General features: G+C 63.7%; 22 protein-coding genes. 19 read left to right on the forward strand and 3 right to left on the reverse strand.

Annotation, left to right across the window (positions count from 1 at the left end; all coding sequences use genetic code 11):
* Positions 1–33 precede the first annotated feature (33 nt).
* From AAFX91_RS11020 to AAFX91_RS11075, 12 genes are all read left to right on the forward strand, one after another.
* Entirely contained in the window at positions 34–681 is a 648-nt protein-coding gene (locus AAFX91_RS11020) for an arylesterase (RefSeq protein WP_130579838.1), read from the forward strand.
* Positions 682–855: 174 nt separating this feature from the next.
* The gene (thpR, locus tag AAFX91_RS11025; protein ID WP_130579824.1) at positions 856–1,392 is read left to right on the forward strand and encodes an RNA 2',3'-cyclic phosphodiesterase; all 537 of its coding nucleotides are present in this window, start codon (positions 856–858) and stop codon (positions 1,390–1,392) included.
* 148 nt (positions 1,393–1,540) lie between these two features.
* A complete protein-coding gene (zapE, locus tag AAFX91_RS11030; RefSeq protein WP_394566451.1) occupies positions 1,541–2,728 on the forward strand; it encodes a cell division protein ZapE in 1,188 nt (395 codons plus the stop codon).
* Positions 2,729–2,978: 250 nt separating this feature from the next.
* Positions 2,979–3,947 (forward strand): malate dehydrogenase, encoded by a 969-nt coding sequence (gene mdh, locus AAFX91_RS11035; protein ID WP_394566452.1) that lies wholly within the window; start codon positions 2,979–2,981, stop codon positions 3,945–3,947.
* A 128-nt stretch (positions 3,948–4,075) separates the two neighbouring features.
* Positions 4,076–5,272, forward strand: a complete 1,197-nt coding sequence (gene sucC, locus AAFX91_RS11040; protein WP_130579821.1) for an ADP-forming succinate--CoA ligase subunit beta — start codon at positions 4,076–4,078, stop codon at positions 5,270–5,272.
* 2 nt (positions 5,273–5,274) lie between these two features.
* Positions 5,275–5,802 carry a DUF1579 family protein gene (locus AAFX91_RS11045; protein ID WP_394566453.1) on the forward strand — a complete coding sequence of 176 codons (528 nt, stop codon included), beginning with the start codon at positions 5,275–5,277 and terminating at the stop codon, positions 5,800–5,802.
* Positions 5,803–5,806: 4 nt separating this feature from the next.
* Complete coding sequence (gene sucD, locus AAFX91_RS11050; RefSeq protein ID WP_130579819.1) at positions 5,807–6,691, forward strand: succinate--CoA ligase subunit alpha; 885 nt, start codon at positions 5,807–5,809, stop codon at positions 6,689–6,691.
* A 136-nt stretch (positions 6,692–6,827) separates the two neighbouring features.
* Positions 6,828–9,785 (forward strand): 2-oxoglutarate dehydrogenase E1 component, encoded by a 2,958-nt coding sequence (locus tag AAFX91_RS11055; protein WP_130579818.1) that lies wholly within the window; start codon positions 6,828–6,830, stop codon positions 9,783–9,785.
* Between the two features lie 174 nt (positions 9,786–9,959).
* Positions 9,960–11,222, forward strand: coding sequence for a 2-oxoglutarate dehydrogenase complex dihydrolipoyllysine-residue succinyltransferase (gene odhB, locus AAFX91_RS11060; RefSeq protein WP_394566454.1), 1,263 nt, complete (start codon positions 9,960–9,962; stop codon positions 11,220–11,222).
* 71 nt (positions 11,223–11,293) lie between these two features.
* Positions 11,294–12,040, forward strand: coding sequence for an SDR family oxidoreductase (locus AAFX91_RS11065; protein ID WP_394566462.1), 747 nt, complete (start codon positions 11,294–11,296; stop codon positions 12,038–12,040).
* Positions 12,041–12,075: 35 nt separating this feature from the next.
* Entirely contained in the window at positions 12,076–13,476 is a 1,401-nt protein-coding gene (gene lpdA, locus AAFX91_RS11070; protein WP_394566455.1) for a dihydrolipoyl dehydrogenase, read from the forward strand.
* Between the two features lie 74 nt (positions 13,477–13,550).
* Positions 13,551–14,081: a hypothetical protein gene (locus tag AAFX91_RS11075; RefSeq protein ID WP_130579671.1), complete on the forward strand. Its 531-nt coding sequence runs from the start codon at positions 13,551–13,553 to the stop codon at positions 14,079–14,081.
* Positions 14,082–14,174: 93 nt separating this feature from the next.
* On the opposite strand, the gene AAFX91_RS11080 is transcribed toward AAFX91_RS11075, so the two are convergent.
* The gene (locus tag AAFX91_RS11080) at positions 14,175–14,765 is read right to left on the reverse strand and encodes a DUF4337 domain-containing protein (RefSeq protein WP_130579672.1); all 591 of its coding nucleotides are present in this window, start codon (positions 14,763–14,765) and stop codon (positions 14,175–14,177) included.
* Between the two features lie 145 nt (positions 14,766–14,910).
* Positions 14,911–15,882, reverse strand: coding sequence for a tyrosine recombinase XerC (locus tag AAFX91_RS11085; RefSeq protein WP_394566456.1), 972 nt, complete (start codon positions 15,880–15,882; stop codon positions 14,911–14,913).
* A 160-nt stretch (positions 15,883–16,042) separates the two neighbouring features.
* Here AAFX91_RS11085 and AAFX91_RS11090 point away from each other — a divergent pair, with 160 nt between their 5' ends.
* Positions 16,043–18,250 carry a primosomal protein N' gene (locus AAFX91_RS11090; RefSeq protein ID WP_394566457.1) on the forward strand — a complete coding sequence of 736 codons (2,208 nt, stop codon included), beginning with the start codon at positions 16,043–16,045 and terminating at the stop codon, positions 18,248–18,250.
* Between the two features lie 235 nt (positions 18,251–18,485).
* On the opposite strand, the gene AAFX91_RS11095 is transcribed toward AAFX91_RS11090, so the two are convergent.
* Complete coding sequence (locus tag AAFX91_RS11095) at positions 18,486–18,995, reverse strand: septal ring lytic transglycosylase RlpA family protein (protein WP_130579675.1); 510 nt, start codon at positions 18,993–18,995, stop codon at positions 18,486–18,488.
* 619 nt (positions 18,996–19,614) lie between these two features.
* Between AAFX91_RS11095 and AAFX91_RS11100 the strand changes: the two genes are divergently transcribed.
* The 6 genes from AAFX91_RS11100 (at position 19,615) to AAFX91_RS11125 (ending at position 25,118) form a co-directional block, all read left to right on the forward strand.
* Positions 19,615–20,175 (forward strand): F0F1 ATP synthase subunit delta, encoded by a 561-nt coding sequence (locus AAFX91_RS11100; protein WP_028166250.1) that lies wholly within the window; start codon positions 19,615–19,617, stop codon positions 20,173–20,175.
* Positions 20,175–21,704 (forward strand): F0F1 ATP synthase subunit alpha, encoded by a 1,530-nt coding sequence (gene atpA, locus AAFX91_RS11105; protein ID WP_130579676.1) that lies wholly within the window; start codon positions 20,175–20,177, stop codon positions 21,702–21,704. Before AAFX91_RS11100 ends, atpA begins: the two co-directional genes overlap by 1 nt.
* Positions 21,705–21,855: 151 nt before the next feature.
* Complete coding sequence (locus AAFX91_RS11110; RefSeq protein ID WP_394566458.1) at positions 21,856–22,734, forward strand: F0F1 ATP synthase subunit gamma; 879 nt, start codon at positions 21,856–21,858, stop codon at positions 22,732–22,734.
* 15 nt (positions 22,735–22,749) lie between these two features.
* The gene (locus tag AAFX91_RS11115; protein ID WP_130579677.1) at positions 22,750–23,151 is read left to right on the forward strand and encodes an organic hydroperoxide resistance protein; all 402 of its coding nucleotides are present in this window, start codon (positions 22,750–22,752) and stop codon (positions 23,149–23,151) included.
* A gap of 26 nt (positions 23,152–23,177) precedes the next feature.
* Positions 23,178–24,620 (forward strand): F0F1 ATP synthase subunit beta, encoded by a 1,443-nt coding sequence (gene atpD / locus AAFX91_RS11120; protein WP_130579678.1) that lies wholly within the window; start codon positions 23,178–23,180, stop codon positions 24,618–24,620.
* A gap of 90 nt (positions 24,621–24,710) precedes the next feature.
* On the forward strand, positions 24,711–25,118 hold the full coding sequence (locus AAFX91_RS11125; protein ID WP_130579679.1) for a F0F1 ATP synthase subunit epsilon: 408 nt from the start codon (positions 24,711–24,713) through the stop codon (positions 25,116–25,118).
* Positions 25,119–25,190 lie beyond the last annotated feature (72 nt).

Raw genomic sequence — 25,190 nt, forward strand, 5'->3', positions numbered from 1 at the left:
GCTGCGCGGGTCGAGGGCCGGATTGCGACCCTCGTGCACATACTTGTGTTGATTGTGACCTTGATGACGGTGGCTACGGCAACTGCACAGGGACAATCGGCCGGGGCGGCCAAAGCGGTCAAGATGGTCGTGCTGGGCGATTCCTTGAGCGCCGGCCTCGGTCTTCCCGCCAATGCCGCGTTCCCCGCGAAGCTGCAAAAAGCCTTGGAAGCCAAGGGGATAAAGGTTGATATGACCAACGCCGGGGTGTCCGGCGACACCGCCTCCGGCGGCCGCGAGCGGCTCGATTGGTCGGTGCCCGAGGGAACCGACGCCGTTATCCTCGAACTCGGCGCCAACGACGGGCTGCGCGGCACCGATCCCGCGGTGACCCGTGCCGCTCTCTCCGACATTCTGTCGCGGCTGAAGGCGCGCGGAGTAGCGGTGCTTATCTGCGGCATGGTTGCGCCGCCCAACTACGGAAGCGACTATGCGGCGCGCTTCAATGCGATCTATCCGGAGCTTTCGAAATCCTTCGGCGTGCCGCTTTACCCGTTCTTTCTTGAGGGTGTCGCGGCCGACGCCAAGCTCAACCAGGCCGACGGCATGCATCCCACCGCCGATGGCATCGACATCATCGTAAAAAATATGCTGCCCACGGTGGAGGCATTTGTTGGCACGATCTCTGGGCAGCGGAGTTGAAAAGCAGGCAGTGGACAAGCCTGGCTTGCGGTTTTTCCGTAGGTTTACGAGCTGTTAATGTCGCATGCTTCGCAGAGTCATATAAGTCGGCTAGAAATAATCACCGGTGATTCGCTGCCGGGCTATTCTCAGCGAGGGCTCTTCGAGCTCACGCTCTGCATCGAGGATCTTGCGATGCCGCGTCTGTTCACTGGACTGGAAATCCCGGCCGAGATTGGCCAGACCCTTTCCGGCTTGCGTGGCGGCCTTCCCGGCGCACGCTGGATCGATCCCGAAAATTACCACGTCACCTTGCGCTTCATCGGCGATATCGACGGCGTCTCCGCCAACGAGATCGCCTCGATGCTGCTGCGGATCAACCGCAAGCCGTTCGAGGTCAAGCTCAAGGGGCTATCGAGCTTCGGCGGACGCAAGCCGCGCGCGGTCGTTGCCTCCGTCGAGCCGAGCAAGCCGCTGATCGACCTGCAGGCCGAGCTTGAGCGGTTGATGCAGCGGATCGGGCTCGATCCGGAAGGGCGCAAATTCACGCCGCATGTCACGCTGGCGCGGTTGCATGACGCTTCGAGCCAGGACGTCGCCGACTATCTCTCGGTGCGCGGCTATTTCCCGAGCCGCACCTTCCTGGCTTCGCGCTTCGTGCTGTTCTCCTCGCGCGCCTCCACCGGCGGCGGACCCTATGTGGTCGAGGATTCCTACGCGCTGAGCGCGTGAACGCCTCCCGCTTGAGGTCGGGGCGGCAATGGCGACGTGGGAATGCCCCGGGGGCCAATCACCGGGGCATGACCGCCGTTAGAATTTGTCATAGCCCCGGCCCCATTCGCGGCTTGCAATTTTTTGTCCCATAGGGCCGAAAGGAGGCATGCTCTCCACCTCGCCGAGTTCCTTCCGCGCGCATTATCAGGCTCTCATTGACTCCGGGGCGATTGAAGCCGATCCGGAGCAGGCTCGCGTCGCCGACGCCTTCGGTGCGCTCGAGGACCGCTTGGCAAGCTACAAGCCCTCGCGCAAGCAGGGCCTGTTCGGCCGGCTGTTCGGCGGCGACAAGAACGAGCCGCCGCGCGGGCTGCACGTCCATGGCGAGGTCGGCCGCGGCAAGACCATGCTGATGGACCTGTTCTTCCAGCAGTGTCCGATCGAGCACAAGCGCCGCGCCCATTTTCACGAGTTCATGGCCGAAGCGCATGAGCGGATCTACGGTTATCGGCAGCAGATCGCGCGCGGCGAGATCGCCGATGCCGACGTGATCGCGCTCACCGCGCAGTCGATCTTCGATGAAGCCTGGCTGCTCTGCTTCGACGAATTCCACGTCACCGACATCGCTGATGCGATGATCCTGGGGCGGCTGTTCGCGAAACTGTTCGAGCTCGGTACCGTCGTGGTCGCGACCTCCAACGTTGCGCCAGAAGATCTCTACAAAGGCGGCCTCAACCGCGCGCTGTTCCTGCCCTTCATCGCGCAGATCTCCGAGCACATGGACGTGCTGCGGCTCGATGCGCGCACCGATTTCCGTCTGGAAAAACTTGCCGGCGGGAAGATGTGGCTGGTGCCGGCCGACGAGGAGGCGGAGGCCGCGCTGAATACGGCCTGGGTCCGGATGACCGGCAATGCGCCCTGCAAGCCGCGCGATATTCCGATCAAGGGGCGCATCCTGCAGGTGCCCTGCTCGTCGCATGGCGTGGCGCGTTTCAGTTTTGCCGAGATTTGCCAAAAGCCGCTGGCGGCCTCCGACTATCTGAGGCTCGCGCACGATTATCACACCATTCTGATCGACCGGATCCCGGTGATGGATCTGACCGATCGGAATGCCGCCAAGCGCTTCATCTCACTGATTGATACGCTCTATGACAATGCCGTGAAACTGATGGCCTCTGCCCAAGCGAACCCGGTGTCGCTTTACCTCGCGACCGAAGGTGTTGAGGCCAACGAATTCAAGCGCACGTCCTCGCGCCTGATCGAAATGAGCTCGGCCTCCTATCTGGCGCTTCCGCACGGGAAGCGAAAGGATTCCACGGCCAGCGGCTCGAGCACGGGGCTGGTGGAGACTTAAGTGCCACACGCAGTCATTCCGGGGCGCGCGCCAGCGCGAACCCGGAATCTGGAGATCGTGGTGCGAGATTCCGGGTTCATCGCTGCGCGATGCCCCGGAATGACGGACGTGCTGGTATGCCTCTGATCAGGATGTGCAGCCGGCCCGACAATTGGGCATGGCCGCGACTTGAATGGATCATTCGAAAGGGATAACCAGCGATCCAGTCTGCTATCCATCCTCCTCTTTGTGCTCAAAGGACAGATTTCCCATGGCGCGCGACAAGATTGCTTTGATTGGCTCCGGCCAGATCGGCGGAACGCTGGCTCACATCATCGGCCTGAAAGAGCTTGGCGATGTCGTGCTGTTCGACATCGCCGAGGGCGTGCCGCAGGGCAAGGCGCTTGATATCGCGCAGTCCTCGCCGGTCGACGGCTTCGATTCCAATCTGGTCGGCGCCAATTCCTACGAGGCGCTCGATGGCGCCAAGGTCTGCATCGTCACCGCCGGCGTGCCGCGCAAGCCTGGCATGAGCCGCGATGATCTCCTGAGCATCAACCTGAAAGTGATGGAGCAGGTCGGCGCGGGCATCAAGAAGTATGCCCCCGATGCCTTCGTCATCTGCATCACCAACCCGCTCGACGCCATGGTCTGGGCGCTGCAGAAGGCCTCGGGCATGCCGAGCAAGAAGGTTGTCGGCATGGCGGGCGTGCTCGACTCCGCACGCTTCCGCTATTTCCTCGCGGACGAATTCAACGTCTCGGTCGAGGACGTCACCGCCTTCGTGCTTGGCGGCCATGGCGACACCATGGTGCCGCTGGTGCGCTATTCCACCGTCGCGGGCATCCCGCTGCCCGATCTGGTCAAGATGGGCTGGACCTCGCAGGCGCGCATCGACGAGATCGTCGACCGCACCCGCAATGGCGGCGCCGAGATCGTCAACCTCCTGAAGACCGGCTCGGCCTTCTACGCGCCGGCGGCGTCCGCGATCGCGATGGCCGAGAGCTATCTGAAGGACAAGAAGCGCGTGATGCCCTGCGCCGCCTATCTCAACGGGGAATACGGCCTGAAGGATATGTATGTCGGCGTGCCCGTGGTGATCGGCTCCAAGGGCGTCGAGCGCGTGGTCGAGATCGAGCTGGCCGGCAAGGACCGCGAGGCGTTCGACAAATCGGTCGGCGCGGTGCAGGGTCTCGTCGACGCCTGCAAGAAGATCGCGCCCGATCTGCTCGGTCATTGATTTCGTTCAGTTTTCGGCCCCGATCGGGGCCGAAAGCGTTTCTGGGTTGCAGTTCTTTTGGTATGTGGTATGCCAACTACCAAGGTGAACTGTAGAACTCGCCGTAGAGGGTTTTGGGGAGCGTCCCGATGAATATCCATGAATATCAGGCCAAGGCATTGCTGCACGACTTCGGCGTGCCGATCTCGCGCGGCGTACCCGTGCTGAAGCCTGAGGATGCCGAGGTGGCGGCCAAGACGCTTCCCGGCCCGATCTGGGTGGTGAAGAGCCAGATCCACGCCGGCGGCCGCGGCAAAGGCAAGTTCAAGGAGGCCTCCGCCGGCGACAAGGGTGGCGTTCGCATCGCCAAGTCGGTGGCCGAGGTTGCCGCGTTCGCCAAGCAGATGCTCGGCGCGACGCTCGTGACCGTGCAGACCGGGGCGCATGGCAAGCAGGTCAATCGCCTCTACATCGAGGAAGGCTCCGAGATCGACAAGGAGTTCTATCTCTCGATCCTGGTCAACCGCGAGACCAGCGAAGTCTCGTTCGTGGTCTCGACCGAAGGCGGCGTCAACATCGAGGACGTCGCGCACTCGACCCCGGAGAAGATCATCACCTTCTCGGTCGATCCGGCCACCGGCATCATGCCGCACCACGGCCGCACCGTCGCGAAGGCGCTGAACCTTTCCGGCGATCTCGCCAAGCAGGCGGAAAAGCTCGTGAGCCAGCTTTACGCCGCGTTCACCGCCAAGGACATGGCGATGCTGGAGATCAATCCGCTCGTCGTCACCAAGCAGGGACAACTGCGCGTGCTCGATGCCAAGGTGGCGTTCGACGACAACGCCATGTTCCGCCATCCCGAGGTCGCGGCCCTGCGCGACGAGACCGAGGAGGACGCCAAGGAGATCGAGGCCTCGAAATACGACCTCAATTATGTGGCGCTCGACGGCACCATCGGCTGCATGGTCAACGGCGCCGGGCTTGCCATGGCGACCATGGACATCATCAAGCTCTATGGCATGGAGCCCGCGAACTTCCTCGACGTCGGCGGCGGTGCTAGTGTCGACAAGGTGGCCGCGGCGTTCAAGATCATCACCGCGGATCCCAACGTGAAGGGCATCCTGGTCAACATCTTCGGCGGCATCATGAAGTGCGACGTGATCGCCGAGGGTGTCGTCGCTGCGGTCAAGCAGGTTGGCCTGAAGGTGCCGCTGGTGGTGCGGCTCGAGGGCACCAATGTCGAGCAGGGCAAGAAGATCATCAACAATAGCGGTCTCAATGTCCTGCCCGCTGATAATCTCGATGACGCCGCGCAGAAAATCGTGAATGCCGTCAAGGGAGGCTAGCAATGGCTCAGGACCATCTCGCCGCACCGTCACCGCTTCCGGAGCACAAGAAGCTCGGGGTATTTGCGGGTGAATGGGCCGGCGAGGAGGTGGTCTATCCGTCGCGCTGGAACGCGGGCGGTCCCGCCACCTCGCATGTGGTGGCACGCATCGATCTCAACGGCTTTTATCTGATCCAGGACACGCGCCAGACGCGCGACGGCCTGGAGATATTCGCCACCCACGCCCTGTTCACCTATGACCGCGACGACCGGCTCTACAAATTGTTCTGGCACGATTCGCTCGGCTACTACCCGCCGTCGCCGGCGTCCGGGAGTTGGGTCGGCAAGACGCTGACCCTCGTGCGCGGCTCGCTGCGCGGCAACGCGCGTCACCTCTACGAGGTCGTCGACGACAACAGCTACACCATGAAGATCCAGTTCTCGCCCGACGCGGAAGGATGGGCCGACGTGCTCACCGGCGTGTCCACTAAGCCTGATCCGGCTCAAACCAAGTTAAACCTGTCACCGGCGTTTCGCGAAAGCATCTGAAGACATGTCCATCCTGATCGACAACAACACCAAGGTCATCTGCCAGGGTTTCACCGGCAAGAACGGCACCTTCCATTCGGAAGCGGCGATCGCTTACGGGACCAAGATGGTCGGCGGCACTTCGCCCGGCAAAGGCGGCTCGACCCATCTCGGCCTGCCGGTGTTCGACACGGTGCGCGAGGCGCGCGAGAAGACCGGCGCCGATGCGTCGGTGATCTATGTGCCGCCGCCGGGCGCGGCGGACGCGATCTGCGAGGCGATCGATGCGGAGATCCCGCTGATCGTCTGCATCACCGAAGGCATCCCGGTGCTCGACATGGTGCGCGTCAAGCGCTCGCTGTCAGGCTCGAAGTCGCGATTGATCGGGCCGAACTGCCCGGGGGTCATGACCGCCGGCGAATGCAAGATCGGTATCATGCCGGCCAACATCTTCCGGCCCGGCAGTGTCGGGATCGTTTCCCGCTCGGGCACGTTGACCTACGAGGCCGTGTTCCAGACCTCGCAGGAGGGGCTTGGGCAGACCACGGCCGTCGGCATCGGCGGCGACCCGGTCAAGGGCACCGAGTTTATCGATGTACTGGAAATGTTCCTGAAGGACGAGGCTACCAAGTCGATCATCATGATCGGCGAGATCGGCGGCTCGGCCGAGGAGGACGCCGCCCAGTTCATCAAGGACGAAGCCAAGCGGGGCCGCAAGAAGCCGATGGTCGGCTTCATCGCCGGGGTCACCGCCCCTCCCGGCCGCCGCATGGGTCATGCCGGCGCGATCATCTCCGGCGGCAAGGGCGACGCCGGTTCCAAGGCCGCGGCCATGGAATCGGCTGGAATCACCGTTTCCCCGTCGCCTGCACGGCTTGGACATACCCTTGCCGCAAAATTGAAGTCCTGATTCAGTCCTTGGTTCTTTTCGGCGCGAAGTTTAGGATTAAATAGGGTAAACCATCCTATCTCAGCCAGCCGGCCCTTCCAGGCCGGCTGCTTGCGCCGTCACTTGCGCGCGAACCGAAAATCACCAGGACGCTATCATGTCTCGCCAGGACGCGAACGCCGCTTTTGCCCTTTCCTCCTTTTTGCAGGGTACCAACGCCACCTACATCGACGATCTCTACGCCCGCTACGAGCAGGACCCGGCATCGGTCGACACGGACTGGCAGGATTTCTTTAAGAGCCTGAAGGACACCCCCGCGGACGTCCAGAAGAACGCGGAAGGCCCGTCCTGGAGCCGTCCCAACTGGCCGGCGACGCCGCGCGACGACCTGACCTCGGCGCTGGACGGCAACTGGGCACAGGTCGAGAAGGCCGTCGGCAACAAGATCGCCGCCAAGGCGCAGGCCAAGGGCGCCGAGCTCTCGGCCGCCGACGTCAACCAGGCGACGCGCGATTCGGTGCGGGCATTGATGCTGATCCGCGCCTACCGCATGCGCGGCCATTTCCACGCCAAGCTCGATCCGCTCGGCATCGAGGCGCCGCGCGACCGCGAAGAGCTCGATCCGCGCACCTACGGGTTCACGGAAGCCGATTTCGACCGCAAGATCTTCCTCGATCACGTGCTCGGGCTCGAATACGGCAACTTGCGCGAGATCGTCGCGATCTGCGAGCGCACCTACTGCCAGACGCTCGGCGTCGAGTTCATGCATATCTCCAATGCTGCGCAGAAGGCATGGATCCAGGAGCGCATCGAGGGTCCGGACAAGGAGATCAGCTTCACCCCTGAGGGGCGCCGTGCGATCCTGAACAAGCTGATCGAGACCGAAGGCTTCGAGAAGTTCTGCGATGTCAAATTCACCGGCACCAAGCGCTTCGGCCTCGATGGCGGCGAGTCGCTGATCCCGGCGCTGGAGCAGATCATCAAGCGCGGCGGCAATCTCGGCGTGAAGGAGATCGTGGTCGGCATGCCGCATCGCGGCCGCCTCAACGTGCTGACCCAGGTGATGGGCAAGCCGCACCGCGCGCTGTTCCACGAATTCAAGGGCGGTTCGGCCAATCCGGACGCGGTCGAAGGCTCCGGTGACGTCAAGTATCATCTGGGCGCGTCGTCCGACCGCGAATTCGACGGCAACAGCATCCATCTGTCGCTGACTGCAAACCCCTCGCATCTCGAGATCGTCGACCCCGTGGTGCTCGGCAAGGTGCGCGCCAAGCAGGACCAGCATGGCGATCCGCCGGACATGCGCATTTCGGTGTTGCCGCTGTTGATGCATGGCGACGCGGCGTTTGCCGGCCAGGGCGTGGTGGCGGAATGCTTCAGCCTGTCGGACCTGAAGGGTTATCGCACCGGCGGCTCGCTGCACTTCATCGTCAACAACCAGATCGGCTTCACCACCTATCCGCGCTACTCGCGCTCCTCGCCCTATCCGTCCGACGTGGCGAAGATGATCGACGCGCCGATCTTCCATGTGAACGGCGACGATCCGGAAGCGGTGGTGTTCGCGGCCAAAGTCGCGATCGAGTTCCGCCAGAAGTTCCACAAGCCCGTGGTCATCGACATGTTCTGCTACCGCAGGCATGGCCACAACGAGGGCGACGAGCCGGCTTTCACCCAGCCGGTGATGTACAAGAAGATCGCTTCGCATCCGTCTACGCTGGAAATCTATGCCAAGCGGCTGATCGCCGAAGGCGTCGTCACCGAGGGCGAGGTCGAGAAGGCCAAGGCCGACTGGCGCGCCCGGCTCGATGCCGAGTTCGAGGCCGGTGCCAGCTATAAGCCGAACAAGGCCGACTGGCTCGACGGCAAATGGGCCGGCTTCAAGATCGCGGACCAGGAAGAGGATGCGCGCCGCGGCGTCACCGGCGTCGACGTCGCCGTGCTCAAGGACATCGGCCGCAAGATCACCAAGGTGCCGGATGGTTTCCGCGTCCACCGGACCATCCAGCGCTTCCTCGATAACCGTGCGAAAGCAATCGACAGCGGTGTCGGCATCGACTGGGCGACCGGCGAGGCGCTGGCGTTCTGCTCGCTGCTGGAGGAAGGCCATCACGTTCGCCTGTCCGGCCAGGATTCGGAGCGCGGCACCTTCTCGCAGCGCCACTCGGTCTTGATCGACCAGGAGGATGAGAGCCGCTACACGCCGTTCAACCATCTCGGCGTCGACCAGGGCCACTACGAGGTCATCAACTCGCTGTTGTCGGAAGAAGCGGTGCTCGGCTTCGAATACGGCTATTCGCTCGCCGAGCCGAATGCGCTGGCGGTCTGGGAAGCGCAGTTCGGCGATTTCGCCAACGGCGCCCAGGTGGTGTTCGACCAGTTCATCTCGTCGGGTGAGCGCAAATGGCTGCGCATGTCCGGCCTCGTCTGTATGCTGCCGCATGGTTATGAAGGCCAGGGACCGGAACATTCCTCGGCCCGTCTCGAGCGCTATCTGCAGATGTGCGCCGAGGACAACATGCAGGTGGTCTACCCGACCACGCCGGCCAACCATTTCCATGTGCTGCGGCGGCAGTTGCACCGCGAGATCCGCAAGCCGCTGATCATGATGACGCCTAAGTCGCTGCTGCGGCACAAGCGCGCCGTCTCGCGACTCGAGGAGCTGGCCAAGGGTACGACCTTCCACCGCATCCTCTACGACGACGCCCAGATGCAGGCTGACGAGAAGATCAAGCTGCAGCCGGATGCCAAGATCCGCCGCGTCATCCTGTGCTCGGGCAAGGTCTATTACGACCTCTACGAAGAGCGCGAGAAGCGTGGCATCGACGACATCTATCTGCTGCGGATCGAGCAGCTCTATCCGGTGCCGCTGAAGGCGCTGGTGCAGGAGCTCAGCCGCTTCAAGGGCGCCGAGGTGGTGTGGTGCCAGGAAGAGCCGCGCAACATGGGTGCTTGGCACTTCATCGAGCCTTATCTCGAGTGGGTGCTGAACCAGATCCACGCGCCGAACAGGCGTCCGCGCTACGCCGGCCGCGCGGCCGCCGCGGCGACCGCCACGGGCTTGATGTCGAAGCATCTTGCGCAGCTCAAGGCGTTCCTGGACGAGGCGCTGAACTAACATTCAATCCGTCGTGCCCCGCGAAAGCGGGGCATCCAGTAGTCGGCGCCGCCGCTGCTTGATTGCAGCCGCCGCGGGCTACCGGCTCCTCCGCCCCGGTGCGCCATGGCGCACAAGGCGGAGGATGACAGCTAGAGTTTATGACCGCACAGGTTGTTTTAAGGAAACGAGACCATGACTGAAATCCGCGTTCCGACGCTAGGCGAATCCGTGACCGAGGCCACCATCGGCCGCTGGTTCAAGAAGGCCGGCGATGCCGTTGCCGTCGATGAACCCTTGGTCGAGCTCGAGACCGACAAGGTCACGATCGAGGTGCCGGCGCCTTCCGCCGGCACGCTCGGCGAGATCATCGCCAAGGACGGCGAGACCGTCGCGGTCGGCGCGCTGCTCGGCCAGATCAATGATGGCGCCGCAGGTGCTGCCGCCAAGCCGGCCGCTGCGCCGGCGCCGGCCAAGCCCGCGGCTGCACCGCCGCCTCCCCCTGCTGCCGCCGCACCTGCTCCTGCGCCATCAGCACCGAAGGCACTGCCTGCCGATACGCCGCTGGCGCCGTCGGTGCGCAAGCTCTCGGTTGAAAGCGGGATCGATGCCTCCACCGTGCCGGGCTCCGGCAAGGATGGCCGCGTGACCAAGGGCGACATGCTGGCGGCGATCGAGCGGGCGGCTTCCGCGCCGACGCCGGTCTTTCAGCCGGCGGCTTCCGTGCAGGTGCGTGCGCCGTCACCGGCGGATGATGCCGCGCGCGAAGAGCGCGTGAAGATGACGCGGCTGCGCCAGACCATCGCGCGGCGGCTGAAGGATGTGCAGAACACGGCGGCGATGCTGACGACCTTCAACGAGGTCGACATGAGCCACGTCATGGCAATGCGCGCTCAGTATAAGGACGCGTTCGAGAAGAAGCACGGCGTCAAGCTGGGCTTCATGGGCTTCTTCACCAAGGCCTGCGTGCAGGGCTTGAAGGAGATCCCGGCGGCCAACGCCGAGATCGACGGCACGGACCTGATCTACAAGAACTACTACCATGTCGGCATCGCCGTCGGCACCGACAAGGGCCTGGTCGTGCCCGTGGTGCGCGACTGCGACACCAAGTCGATCGCGGAGATCGAGAAATCGATCGCCGATTACGGCCGCAGGGCCCGCGATGGTCAGCTCAAGATCGAGGAGATGCAGGGCGGCACCTTCACCATCACCAATGGCGGCATCTATGGCTCGCTGATGTCGACGCCGATCCTGAACGCGCCGCAATCCGGCATCCTCGGCATGCACAAGATCCAGGAGCGCCCGGTGGTGGTCGGCGGCAAGATCGAGATCCGCCCGATGATGTATCTGGCGCTGTCCTACGATCACCGCGTCATCGACGGCAAGGAAGCGGTGACCTTTCTGGTGCGCGTCAAGGAAAGCCTGGAAGACCCGGCGCGGCTGGTGCTGGATCTCTGATCTTGCTTTCGCACGGCGGCTGAACTCGTTCGGCCGCCGAGACGGTGTTGCGTGAACGTTTAGGGGCGAATGTGACGGATAATGTCGTTGTCATCACCGGCGGCAGCCGCGGCATCGGCCGGGCCGCCGCCATCGCCGCGGCGGCCCGAGGCTTTCGCGTGGTTGTGGGCTATGCCAGCAACCAAGCGTCTGCCAACGAAGTCGTCTCCGCGATCGAGGCCAGCAACGGCGAGGCGATCGCGGTGAAATGCGATGTCGGCAGCGAAGCGGACATCCTCGCGCTGTTCAAGGCGGCCGATGAATTCGGCACGCTGGGCGCGCTGGTTAATAATGCCGGCATCGTCGGGCCCTCGATGCGGGTCGAGAATATGTCGGCTGAGCGCATCCAGCGCATGATGGCAGTCAACGTCACCGGCAGCATTCTGTGCGCGCGCGAGGCGGTGAAGCGGATGTCGACGCGCAACGGCGGCAAGGGCGGCGTCATCGTCAACCTGTCGTCGGTCGCGGCTAAGCTCGGCTCGCCCAACACCTATGTCGACTATGCTGCGTCGAAAGGCGCGGTGGATTCCTTCACCATCGGCCTTGGCTATGAAGTCGCGGCAGAAGGCATTCGCGTCGCGGCGATCCGGCCGGGCTTGATCGACACTGACATCCACGCCTCCGGCGGTGAACCCGATCGCGCCCATCGCCTCGCTCACATGGTGCCGATGAAGCGCGTCGGCACCGCAGAGGAAATCGCCAACGCCATCGTCTGGCTGATGTCGGACGAGGCTTCATATGTGACAAGCGCCATCCTTGATGTCTCAGGCGGCCGCTAATACCTGTCACGAACTTCAGCAGCAGGATCTTTGATATGGCCTCTTATGATCTCGTCGTCATCGGCACCGGCCCCGGTGGATATGTCTGCGCGGTGCGCGCGGCGCAACTTGGCATGAAGGTCGCAGTCGTCGAGAAGAACGCGACGCTCGGTGGCACCTGTCTCAATGTCGGCTGCATGCCGTCGAAAGCGCTGTTGCACGCGTCCGAGATGTTCGAGGAAGCCGCGCATTCCTTCGCCAAGATGGGCGTCAGCGTATCGGCGCCGAAACTCGACCTGCCCTCGATGATGAACTTCAAGCAGCAGGGCATCGATGGCAATGTCAGGGGCGTCGACTTCCTGATGAAGAAGAACAAGATCGACGTGCTGAAGGGGAGCGGGAAAATCCTCGGCGCGGGCAAGGTCGAGGTTTCCGCTGATGGCAAGGCGCAGACGGTCGAGACCAAGAACATCGTCATTGCCACCGGTTCCGATATCGCGCGGCTGAAGGGCATCGAGATCGACGAGAAGCGCATCGTGTCGTCGACCGGTGCGCTGTCGCTGGAGAAAGTGCCGGAGCGGCTCTTGATCATCGGCGCCGGCGTGATCGGGCTCGAACTCGGCTCGGTGTGGAAGCGCCTCGGCGCGGAGGTAATGGTGGTCGAATTCCTCGACCGCATCCTGCCCGGTATGGATGGCGAGATCGCCAAGCAGTTCCAGCGCATCCTCGAGAAGCAGGGCTTTGCGTTCAAGCTCGGCACCAAGGTGACCGCCGTGGATACCTCAGGCAAGACGCTGTTGGCCAAGGTCGAGCCCGCCGCGGGCGGGCCTTCGGAAACGATCGAAGCCGACGTGGTGCTGGTCTCGATCGGCCGCGTGCCTTACACCGAAGGCCTCGGCCTGAAGGAAGCGGGCGTTGCGCTCGACAATCGCGGGCGCGTCCAGATCGACCCGCATTTCGCGACCACCGTGAAAGGCATCTATGCGATCGGCGACGTCGTTGCCGGGCCGATGCTGGCCCACAAGGCGGAAGATGAAGGCGTGGCGGTTGCCGAGATCATCGCGGGCCAGGCCGGCCATGTGAATCACGACGTTATCCCAGCCGTCGTGTATACCACGCCGGAAGTCTCTTCGGTCGGCAAGGCCGAGGAAGAGCTCAAGCAGGCCGGCATTGCCTATACCGTCGGCAAATTCCCGTTCACCGCCAACGGCCGCTCCAAGGTCAACCAGACCACGGAGGGATTCGTCAAGATTCTCGCAGATGCGAAGACCGATCGGGTGCTTGGCGTGCACATCATCGGCCGCGAAGCCGGCGAAATGATCCATGAAGCCGCGGTTCTCATGGAATTCGGCGGCTCCGCCGAGGATCTGGCGCGCACCTGCCACGCCCATCCGACCCGCTCCGAGGCGATCAAGGAAGCCGCGCTTGCGGTCGGCAAGCGGGCCATCCATATGTGATCGACGCCGGGCCTGGGCAGGATCCGTATAGGATTATGCTCAAAGGTAAAATCTGGCCGGGGTCGAGACAACAGATGCTGCGCCGCCTGCTTCAGCCTTTCTGGGTCCTGCTCGCGATCATCTTCCTGATCGAGGCGTGGCTTTGGGACCATCTCGAGCCGATCGTCGCGCGCGTGGTGGCGATGATACCGCTGCGCGCGTTCAAGCAGTGGCTTGCCGATCGGGTCGATTCGCTGTCGCCGGCGATGACGCTGATCGTGTTCATCGTGCCGGTGATCCCGCTGTTTCCGCTGAAGCTGGTCGGCCTTTGGCTGCTCGCCCATGAGCACTGGATGAGCGCGATCGGCACCATCCTGTTCGCAAAGTTTCTCGGCGTTGGCGTCACCGCTTTCATCTTCGACGTGACCCGGCCGAAGCTTCTGGAGATGCCCTGGTTCGAGGCGCTCTATGATTTCGTGCTGAGGATGCGGGCGAAAGCGGCCGCGCTGGTCGATCCGATCAAGCAGCGTATCCTTGAAATCCTGCGCGGCGACGGCAACGGCTGGTCGGCGCGAACGTTCCGGCTGATCGCGCGCTTTCGCAGGAGCGTGCACCAAGCGCGGTGATTCTCTCTGCCGTCATCGCCGCGGCTTACTGGATGCCCCGCCTTCGCGGGGCATGACAATCCTATGGACCCGCGTATCGACGCATTGATCGACTCAATGCAGATGCAGCAGATGCGGCGAATACAGGCCCAGCGCGGTGATGACGATGCCCGCGAGCGTCAGCAGGCCTGAAATCCAGGCCAGCGCGAGGATGCCGGTGATGATGGTCGCCGATGCCAGCACGATCGCGATCTGGAAGGCGGCGGAGGCGATCTCGAAGTGGTGGTATTTTGCCGTCGCCTCGTCGCGCTGATGCTCGGCATGTTTGGCGCGTTCGGCGAGCTGCTCGGTGCCTTCGCCGGTCTCGGGCTCCGAGCGATAGCGGGCCGCCGTCTTCTGCCAGTCCTCGATCTGCTTCTGAATGGTCGCCCTGACGGCATCGTCTGTTGTGGTGGCAAGGGTGAGCTTGGCCTGCTCGGCGGCCGCCTGCACTGCGGTGCGGCGGATGCTCTTGGCCTGGAAGAACGCCCACAGGTTCGACGCCTCGACGTTCTTGCTGATCGATTCGGTCTGCGCCCCCTTGCCCAGCGTCTCCGAGAGCGCCAGGAACAGCGCGATCACGGCAATCAACAGCGCGATCTTCTTGTTCTCGCCGGAAGCATGCTCGGCGTGCTCGGCATGCTCCATACTCTCATGTGCGCTCATGATTCCCCTCTCCGATATGACCCGCCGTCACGATTGCCGAAACGACATCGCTTACGCAAGTGCCAAGCGGATGTGACGCGAGCGTGTCAGGATGAACCCGGCATCGCCCCTCGCATGAGGAAAACGCGTCAAGACAGAAGCGGAATTAGCCCCGCGGATGCGCGGAGCGATAGACCTCCAGCAGCCGCTCCGAATCGATGCCGGTATAGATTTGCGTCGTCGAGAGCGAGGCGTGGCCGAGCAATTCCTGGATCGCCCGCAAATCGCCGCCGCGGCTGAGCAGGTGGGTCGCGAACGAATGCCGTAGCGCGTGCGGAGTGGCGCTGTCGGGCAGGCCGAGCGCGCCGCGCAGCCGCTCCATGGCGAGCTGGATGATGCGCGGGCTCAAGGGGCCGCCGCGGGCGCCGACGAACATCGGGCCGGTGGGCGGCAGCGGATGCGGGCAGGTCGCCGCGTAGTCGGCAATGAGCTGCAACACGTTTTGCAGCACCGGCACCATGCGGGTCTTGTTGCCCTTGCCGGTCACGACCAGCACGTCGCCTTCGCCGGGCTTCGGCACGTCGCGACGTTTCAAGCCGAGCGCCTCGGAGATGCGCAGGCCCGAGCCATAGAGCAGCGCCATCACGGCGGCGTCGCGCACCAGCACCCAGGTCTCCCGGGCCTCGCCGGCGCGCTCGTCGGCATCGGCAAAGCGTTTTGCCGCTGCCACGTGGATGGGCTTCGGCAGGCTCTTTGCAACCTTGGGTGCGCGAATCGCGGAGAGGGCGCCGACCTTGCCTTTGCCTTCGCGCTCGAGGAACCGGCCGAACGAGCGCAGGCCCGCCAAGGCCCGCATCAGCGAACGCCCGGCGATATCGTCGGCGCGGCGCATCGCCATGAACGCCCTGATGTCGGTGGCTTCCAGCGCCGCAAAACCCTGCAGCGTCACCTGCGTGCCCCAGTGCTGGGCGAGAAAGGCGAGGCATTGGCGGACATCGCGAGCATAGGCCTCCAGTGTTTTCGGCGACAATCGCCGTTCGGCACGCAGATGCGATAGCCAGTGCGCCATCTCTTGCGTGACGGTTTCGTCGGCGCAGTCGAGTTCGATCAAGGGAACGGCGGGAAGCGCTTTAGCCATGGACCTGTCTTATGGACCTGTCTTGACGGACCTGTCTTGGAGGCGATGGTTTAAGCCATTATATCGCATCGCTTTCGTTTACCGTTCGCTAACTTGCGCCGGCCGCTCTAACCTCCAAGTCTACCTCCAAGTCGAGCAATCGGAACTCTTGATCCCCTGAATGGATACTGCGCGCAGCCACGCTTCCTCTATCACGCCGACCTCCATGGTCGATGTGCTGGTCCCGGTCGCGCTGGACCAGACCTATTCCTATCGCGTGCCGCGCGGCATGGATCTGAAGGCCGGCGATGTCGTCGCCGTGCCGCTCGGTGCGCGCGAGGTGATGGCGGTAGTGTGGGCGGAAAACGCAAAGCCCGATCCGCGGCTGCACAACCGGCTAAAGGATGTCAGCGAGAAGCTCGACCTGCCGCCGCTGAAACCGGAGCTGCGCGCGCTCGTCGATTGGGTTGCTAATTACACGCTGTCCGCGCGCGGCATGGTGCTGCGGATGACGCTGCGCATGGGCGAAAATCTCGGCCCTGAGCGGATGCGTCTGGGCGTGCGGCTGGTCGGAGAGCCGCCGCGGCGCATGACGCCGGCACGGCGGCGGGTGATCGACGTGCTCGCGGACCGCCTGCTGCATGGCAAGTCGGAGGCGGCGAGGGAAGCCGGCGTGAGCAGTGGCGTCATCGATGGCCTCGTCGATGAGGGCACCTTGACGGTCGAGCCGATGCCGCCGCCACCAGCGCCGCCCATGCCCGATCCGGATTACGCGCAGCCGGACTTCTCAGACCAGCAACGCGCCGCCGCCGATGCGATGCGGACGCTGGCGGCGAGCGGCAGTTTTCATGTGGCCCTGCTCGATGGCGTCACTGGATCGGGCAAGACCGAGGTCTATTTCGAGGCGATCGCCGAAAATATCCGCCGTAACAGGCAGTCGCTGATCCTGATGCCGGAGATCGCGCTGACCGGCCAGTTCCTCGATCGCTTCGCGCAGCGCTTCGGCGTGCGTCCGCTGGAGTGGCATTCCGAGCTCTCGCCGCGCACCCGCGCCCGCAATTGGGCAGCGATCTCGGGCGGAGAGGCGCCGGTGGTGGTCGGCGCGCGCTCGGCGCTGTTCCTGCCCTATGCCAATCTCGGGCTCATCATCGTCGATGAGGAGCACGACCAGGCCTACAAGCAGGACGACGGCGCGCATTACCATGCCCGTGACATGGCCGTCGTGCGCGCGCATATCGCCAAGATCCCGATCGTGCTCGCCTCCGCCACGCCGTCGATCGAGAGCGAGGTCAATGCGCGCAAGGGGCGTTATCAGCGCATTGCACTGCCCTCGCGCTTCGGCGGCCAGCACATGCCGACGATCGAGGCCATCGACCTGCGGCGCGAGCCGCCTGCGCGTGGCCGCTTCATCTCGCCGCGGCTCGCCGAGCAGATCCGTTACGCGGTGGAACGGCGCGAGCAGGCGCTATTGTTCCTCAATCGCCGCGGCTATGCGCCGCTGACGCTGTGCCGCGCCTGCGGACACCGCTTTGCCTGCACCATCTGCGACGCCTGGCTGGTCGATCACCGTTTCCGCCAGCGCCTGGTCTGCCACCACTGCGGCTTCTCGATGCCGCGCCCGAACATCTGCCCGCATTGCGCAGCGGAGGAATCGCTGGTGGCGGTCGGTCCGGGGGTTGAGCGGCTGCAGGAAGAGGCCGCGGCGCTGTTTCCCGGCGCGCGCACCATGGTGCTCTCCAGCGACCTCATCACCTCGATCGAGACCATGCGCAGCGAGCTCAACGAGATCGCGGCAGGCCGGGTCGACATCATCATCGGCACCCAGCTTGTGGCGAAAGGCCACAATTTCCCGCGCCTCAACCTGGTCGGCGTCGTCGATGCCGATCTGGGCCTCGGCAATGGCGATCCGCGCGCGGCCGAGCGCACGTTCCAGCTCCTCAACCAGGTGATCGGGCGCGCCGGCCGCGACCAGGGCCGCGGCGTCGGGTATCTGCAGACCCATCAGCCCGAACATCCCGTGATGAAGGCGCTGGTCGCCAATGACCGCGAGGCGTTCTATGCGAGCGAGATCGATTCGCGCGAGCGCACTGGCTATCCGCCGTTCGGGCGATTGGCGAGCCTGATCATCTCGGCGGGCGACCGGCCCACGGCGGAAGGCTTTGGGCGCAAGCTGGCCTCGGTCGCGCCGCTCGACGAACGCATCCAGGTGCTCGGCCCGGCGGAGGCGCCGCTTGCGGTGATCAAGGGCCGCTATCGCTTCCGCCTGCTGGTGAAGTCGCTGCGCTCGGTCGATCTGTCGCAGTACTTGCGCGAATGGCTGGCGGCCGGGCCGAAGACCACGGGGAACCTCAAGCTCGAGGTCGACGTCGATCCGCAGAGCTTCTTGTAAAGCTTGTCCCGGAGCCTCAGCCGTCATTGCGAGACGCGAAGCGGCGAAGCAATCCATGTCTCCACAAGCGGCGAGATGGATTGCTTCGCTTCGCTCGCAATGACGGGGGAGGGCGCGTGAAAAAGCCTGCCGTCACTTCTGACGGCAGGCCCTCATCGGTGCGCGGAAAGTTCCGCGACCGTACTCTACGCAACGCTTACCGAAACTGGTCGGAAACGGCGCCTGAAGGACGCCTTTAAGAGACGACCTCGGCGGTGACACGGCCGACGCCGGAACCAGTCAGGCCGATGGCACGGGCGGCGCCCGTGGAGAGATCGAGCACGCGGCCGCGGATGAACGGGCCACGATCATTGATGGTGACGATCACGCTGCGGCCGCCATGGGTCACGCGCAGCTTGGTGCCGAACGGCAGGCTGCGATGGGCTGCGGTCATGGCGTTCTGGTTGAAGCGCTGACCGGAGGCGGTGCGGCTGCCGGATTCGTTGCCGTAGAAGGACGCTACGCCCGAGAAGCTGCGGCCGCCGGTGCTGGGCGTGAACGCCGCATTGGCATCGCGCGAGGACGCACCGTCGGTTGCGGCACGGGCCTGGTGATGATGGTGGTGATAGCGATGATGGTGGTGCCGGGATTTAGCCGACGCTTCGGTGATGCTGCCACCAACCAGGAAAGTTGCGGCGACGACAGCCAGCGCCGCGCGCGACGACCGGGTTGCGTTGCCCCGAGCCGACTTCTTGTATTTCAGCATTCAAGACCCTCAAGCAGTATTGCCACGGACGCGGCAAATGGAACCCCCGTCCCTTCGTTGACGAAAGCCGTGTGATTTCGCAATGAGGCATGAATTGGGCAGTAAATTCGGAATGTATCAGGCTGAAATATCTTGTTACTGCCGGGGCCCGCCCGACAGCTTCCCCTAGTCTTCGGCCTTAACCAAATTTTAACCAAATGAATACTTACGAATACTGTTGATTTACGTCTAGGAAAGGTTTCCGCAAGTAATCACGAAATGGAGAGCAAGCGGCGGTTTTGTTCCTTTGCAGGAACTCTGGCCTGGCATGCGACTGCCAACGGAACGATCGGCGGCCTCCCTGCCTGGCGGCTAAAATTCCTGCGCGCAGAATTTTGCTCGGCAAGGTCCTCGCGGCGCTTCGTTGCGGCCGTGCGACAAGGCATCACCTACATGTGACGTCATGTTGCACCTGCGCGCCTGCCATGCTAGCAAAGCCGCGATTTTAACGATCCCGGCACTCCGCGTGTCGGTCGAAAATCGAAGTCCCGCTTGAATTCCAAGGGCTTGGATCGCTAGGCGCCGCAGCAGCGGCGACGGTTTTTCCCTTGCGAATTTGACAGCAAAAAAGAGCGCGTCTGTGGCTGCTGAAGATCCGTCCGTTTCGGGAGTTGCCGGTCGTTACGCAACGGCCCTGTTTGATCTGGCTCGCGACGAAAAGTCCGTCGATGCCGTGAAGTCCGATCTCGATAAATTCAATGCCCTTCTGAATGAGAGCGCCGATCTAAAGCGCCTCGTCCGCAGCCCGGTGTTTTCCGCTGAAGCGCAATTGAAGGCGCTCTCCGCGGTGCTCGACAAGGCCGGCATTTCCGGCATCACCGCCAAGTTCCTGAAAGTGCTCACCTCCAATCGCCGCTTGTTTGCGGTCGCGGACGTGATCCGCGCCTACAACGCGCTGGTGGCGAACTTCAAGGGCGAGGCGACCGCCGAGGTCACCGTCGCGGAAGCGCTCAATGACAAGAATCTCGACGCGCTGAAGGCCGCACTGAAGTCGGTGACGGGCAAGGACGTCGCGCTCAACGTGAAGATCGATCCCTCCATCATCGGCGGCCTTGTGGTCAAGGTCGGTAGCCGCATGGTGGATAGTTCGCTTCGCACCAAACTCAATTCGATCAAGCACGCGATGAAAGAGGCAGGCTGATGGACATCCGCGCCGCGGAAATTTCCGCGATCCTCAAGGACCAGATCAAGAATTTCGGCCAGGAGGCCGAGGTCACCGAAGTCGGCCAGGTGCTGTCGGTCGGTGACGGTATTGCCCGCGTCTACGGGCTGGACAACGTCCAGGCCGGTGAAATGGTCGAGTTCGAGAACGGCACCCGCGGCATGGCGCTCAACCTCGAAAACGACAACGTCGGCATCGTGATCTTCGGCGCCGACCGCGAGATCAAGGAAGGCCAGACCGTCAAGCGCACCCGCGCCATCGTCGACACGCCGGTCGGCAAGGGCCTGCTCGGCCGCGTCGTCGATGCGCTCGGCAACCCGATCGATGGCAAGGGTCCGATCCAGGCTGACAAGCGCATGCGCGTCGACGTGAAGGCGCCGGGCATCATTCCGCGCAAGTCGGTGAACGAGCCGATGGCGACTGGCCTGAAGGCGATCGATGCGCTGATCCCGATCGGCCGCGGCCAGCGCGAGCTGATCATCGGCGACCGCCAGACCGGCAAGACCGCGATCGCGCTCGATACCATCCTCAATCAGAAGCCGCTCAACGCCCAGCCGGACGAGAGCATCAAGCTGTATTGCGTCTACGTCGCGGTTGGCCAGAAGCGTTCCACCGTCGCGCAGTTCGTGAAGGTGCTCGAAGAGCAGGGCGCGCTGGAATACTCCATTGTGGTTGCCGCCACCGCATCGGACCCGGCGCCGATGCAGTACATCGCGCCGTTCACCGGCTGCACGATGGGCGAATATTTCCGCGACAACGGCATGCACGCGGTCATCATCTATGACGATCTGTCGAAGCAGGCCGTCGCCTACCGCCAGATGTCGCTGCTGCTGCGCCGCCCGCCGGGCCGCGAAGCCTATCCGGGCGACGTGTTCTATCTGCACTCCCGCCTGCTCGAGCGCGCCGCCAAGCTCAACAAGGAGCACGGTTTGGGCTCGCTGACCGCCCTGCCGGTGATCGAAACCCAGGCCAACGACGTGTCGGCCTACATCCCGACCAACGTGATCTCGATTACCGACGGCCAGATCTTCCTGGAAACCGACCTGTTCTTCCAGGGCATCCGCCCCGCGGTGAACGTCGGTCTGTCGGTGTCGCGCGTCGGATCGTCGGCGCAGACCAAGGCGATGAAGAAGGTCGCCGGCAAGATCAAGGGCGAGCTCGCGCAGTACCGTGAAATGGCGGCGTTCGCGCAGTTCGGCTCCGACCTCGACGCCTCGACCCAGCGCCTGCTCAACCGCGGCTCGCGCCTGACCGAACTGTTGAAGCAGCCGCAGTTCTCGCCACTGAAGATGGAAGAGCAGGTCTGCGTGATCTGGGCCGGCACCAACGGCTATCTCGATCCGCTGCCGCTCAACAAGGTGCGCGCCTTCGAGGATGGCCTGCTGTCGCTGCTGCGCGGCAAGAATGCCGACATCCTCGACGCGATCCGCGATAGCCGCGACCTCAATGACGACGTTGCCGCCAAGCTGAAGAACGTGGTCGAAGGTTTCGCCAAGACGTTTGCCTAAACGTCGTCGCGGCCGGACAAGGTGCGAAGCTGGTCTTCGCGCCTGTGGCTCCCGGCTGACGAGAAGCGGATGCCCGGCGCAGGCGCCGGGCGGAACAATGGGATAGGCTAGCGGTCGGATCGCCCGATCGGATCGCCGGGGTGGACGAAGAATGGCGTCACTGAAAGACATGCGGGTCCGCATCGCCTCGACCAAGGCGACGCAGAAGATCACCAAGGCCATGCAGATGGTGGCGGCGTCAAAGCTGCGCCGCGCGCAGACCGCTGCCGAGGCCGCTCGGCCCTATGCAGACAAGATGGGCGCCGTGATCGGCAATATCGCCAGCGCCGCCGCAGGCTCGCCCGGCGCGCCGGCGCTGCTCGCCGGGACGGGCAGGGACCAGGTGCATCTGCTCCTGGTCTGCACCGGCGAACGTGGCCTTTGCGGCGCGTTCAACTCCGCGATCGTGCGGTTGGCGCGCGAGCACGCGCTGTCGCTGCTCGGTCAGGGCAAGGAAGTCAAATTCTTCTGCGTCGGCCGCAAGGGCTATGAGCAGCTTCGCCGCCTGTTCGAACGGCAGATCGTCGAGCATATCGACCTGCGCACGGTGCGGCAGCTCGGCTTCGTCAATGCCGAGGACATCGCCAAGAAAGTGCTGGCGCGCTTCGATGCCAGCGAATTCGACGTCTGCACGCTGTTCTATTCGCAGTTCAAATCGGTGATCGCGCAAGTCCCGACCGCGCAGCAGGTCATTCCACTGGTGGTGGAAACGCCGGCCGGAAACGGCGGCGCTGCGACCGCTTACGAATACGAGCCGGAAGAGGACGAGATCCTCGCCAATCTGTTGCCGCGCAACCTCGCGGTGCAGGTCTTCCGCGCACTTCTCGAAAACAACGCCTCGTTCTACGGCGCACAGATGAGCGCGATGGACAACGCGACCCGCAACGCCGGCGAAATGATCCGCAAGCAGACGCTGGTCTACAACCGAACCCGTCAGGCGATGATCACCAAGGAACTGATCGAAATCATTTCCGGCGCCGAGGCGGTCTAACCAAGGGAGCGCGAAATGGCTTACGTCACATCGGCTACCACCAAGGGCGGACGCAACGGCCGCTCCATGCTCGACAATGGCGGGCTGGCGCTCGCAATGGCACTGCCGAAGGAATTGGGCGGCGCCGGCGACGGCCACAATCCCGAGCAGCTTTTTGCGCTGGGCTATTCGGCCTGCTTTGGCCAGGCCATCCTCGTGGTCGCCAAGAACCATGGCGTCGACGGCCAGGCGGCAAAGGTCACCGCCGACGTGACGCTCAAGACTGATGGCGGCTTTTCGCTCGCCGTCGAACTCAAGGTTTCAATCCCAGGCGCGGACAAGGCCAAGGTCCAGGCGCTGGTCGAGGAAGCTCACACGGTGTGCCCGTATTCGAAGGCCACCAAAGGTAATATCCCGGTCAAGCTGACCGTGGTCTGAAATTCGGATCGAAGGAGACAGAGTAAATGGCTATAGCAGCCAACCAGATCGGTCGCGTCACCCAGGTTATGGGCGCCGTCGTCGACGTCCAGTTCGAGGGCCACCTGCCGGCGATTCTCAACTCGCTGGAAACCAAGAACGGCGGCAGCCGTCTCGTGCTCGAGGTGGCGCAGCATCTCGGCGAATCCACCGTGCGGACGATCGCGATGGATACGACCGAAGGTCTGGTGCGCGGGCAGGAAGTGACCGATACCGGCGAGCCGATCAGGGTGCCGGTCGGCGTCGGCACGCTCGGCCGCATCATCAACGTCATCGGCGAGCCGATCGACGAAGCCGGCCCGATCAAGGCCGAAGACGTGCGTGCGATCCACCAGGAAGCGCCGAGCTATACCGACCAGTCGACCGAGGCGGAAATTCTCGTCACCGGCATCAAGGTCGTCGATTTGCTCGCGCCTTACGCCAAGGGCGGCAAGATCGGCCTGTTCGGCGGCGCCGGCGTCGGCAAGACCGTGCTGATCCAGGAGCTGATCAATAACGTCGCGAAAGCCCACGGCGGTTACTCGGTGTTCGCCGGCGTCGGCGAGCGCACCCGCGAAGGCAACGACCTCTATCACGAGTTCATCGAGTCCAAGGTCAACGCGGACCCGCGCAATCCCGATCCGAGCGTGCAGTCGAAATGCGCGCTGGTGTTCGGCCAGATGAATGAACCGCCGGGCGCACGCGCGCGCGTCGGCCTCACCGGCCTCACGGTGGCCGAGCATTTCCGCGACCAGGGTCAGGACGTGCTGTTCTTCGTCGACAACATCTTCCGCTTCACGCAGGCCGGCTCCGAAGTGTCGGCGCTGCTCGGCCGCATCCCGTCGGCGGTGGGTTACCAGCCGACGCTTGCGACCGACATGGGTGCGCTGCAGGAGCGTATCACCACCACCCAGAAGGGCTCGATCACTTCGGTGCAGGCGATCTACGTGCCGGCCGACGACTTGACCGACCCGGCGCCGGCGACCTCCTTCGCCCATTTGGACGCCACCACCGTGCTGTCGCGCGCGATCTCGGAGAAGGGCATCTACCCGGCGGTGGATCCGCTCGACTCGACCTCGCGCATGCTGTCGCCGCTGGTCGTCGGCGAGGAGCATTACAACACCGCGCGCATGGTGCAGCAGGTGCTCCAGCGCTATAAGTCGCTGCAGGACATCATCGCCATCCTCGGCATGGACGAACTTTCGGAAGAGGACAAGCTGACGGTGGCCCGCGCCCGCAAGATCGAGCGCTTCCTGTCGCAGCCCTTCCATGTTGCCGAAGTCTTCACCGGCTCGCCGGGCAAGTTCGTCGAGCTCGCCGACACCATCAAGGGCTTCCGCGGCCTGTGCGAAGGCAAGTACGACCACCTGCCGGAGGCTGCCTTCTACATGGTCGGCACCATCGAAGAGGCGGTCGAGAAGGGCAAGAAGCTGGCTGCCGAAGCAGCTTAAGGGGCGAATGGCGAATAGGGAGTGGCGAGTTAGCGCTGGCTCCCTGACTTCGCCACTCACCATTCGCTATTCGCTATTCGCAGGTACACCATGGCCACCTTCCACTTCGATCTCGTCTCCCCCGAAGCGCTCGCTTTCTCCGGCGAGGTCGATCAGGTCGACGTCCCCGGCGCGGAAGGTGATTTCGGCGTGCTCGCCGGTCACGCACCGGTCGTGGCGGCAGTCCGTCCGGGCATCCTGACCATCACGACCGGCGGCACGCATCAGAAGATGGTGGTGCTCGGCGGTCTGGCCGAAGTCTCCGACAATCGCCTGACCGTGCTCGCCGATGTCGCGACCTCGATCCAGGAGGTCGATCGCGCCCAGTTCAGGGAAACCATCGCTGAGATGGAAGAAAATCTGAAAGAGAAGCACGGCTCGGAGCTCGACCGCGAAATCGAGCGGCTCGACCATTTCAAGAGTATCGAGCACATCCTCAACGCAACCGCTATGCACTAGTGGTTCATCACAGTGATTTTGACGTTTTGATACCGAGCCATTCGAGGATCGGCAAGTTTTCGGGTGGCAGGA

Source organism: Bradyrhizobium sp. 31Argb, from assembly GCF_043638955.1.
Taxonomy (GTDB): domain Bacteria; phylum Pseudomonadota; class Alphaproteobacteria; order Rhizobiales; family Xanthobacteraceae; genus Bradyrhizobium.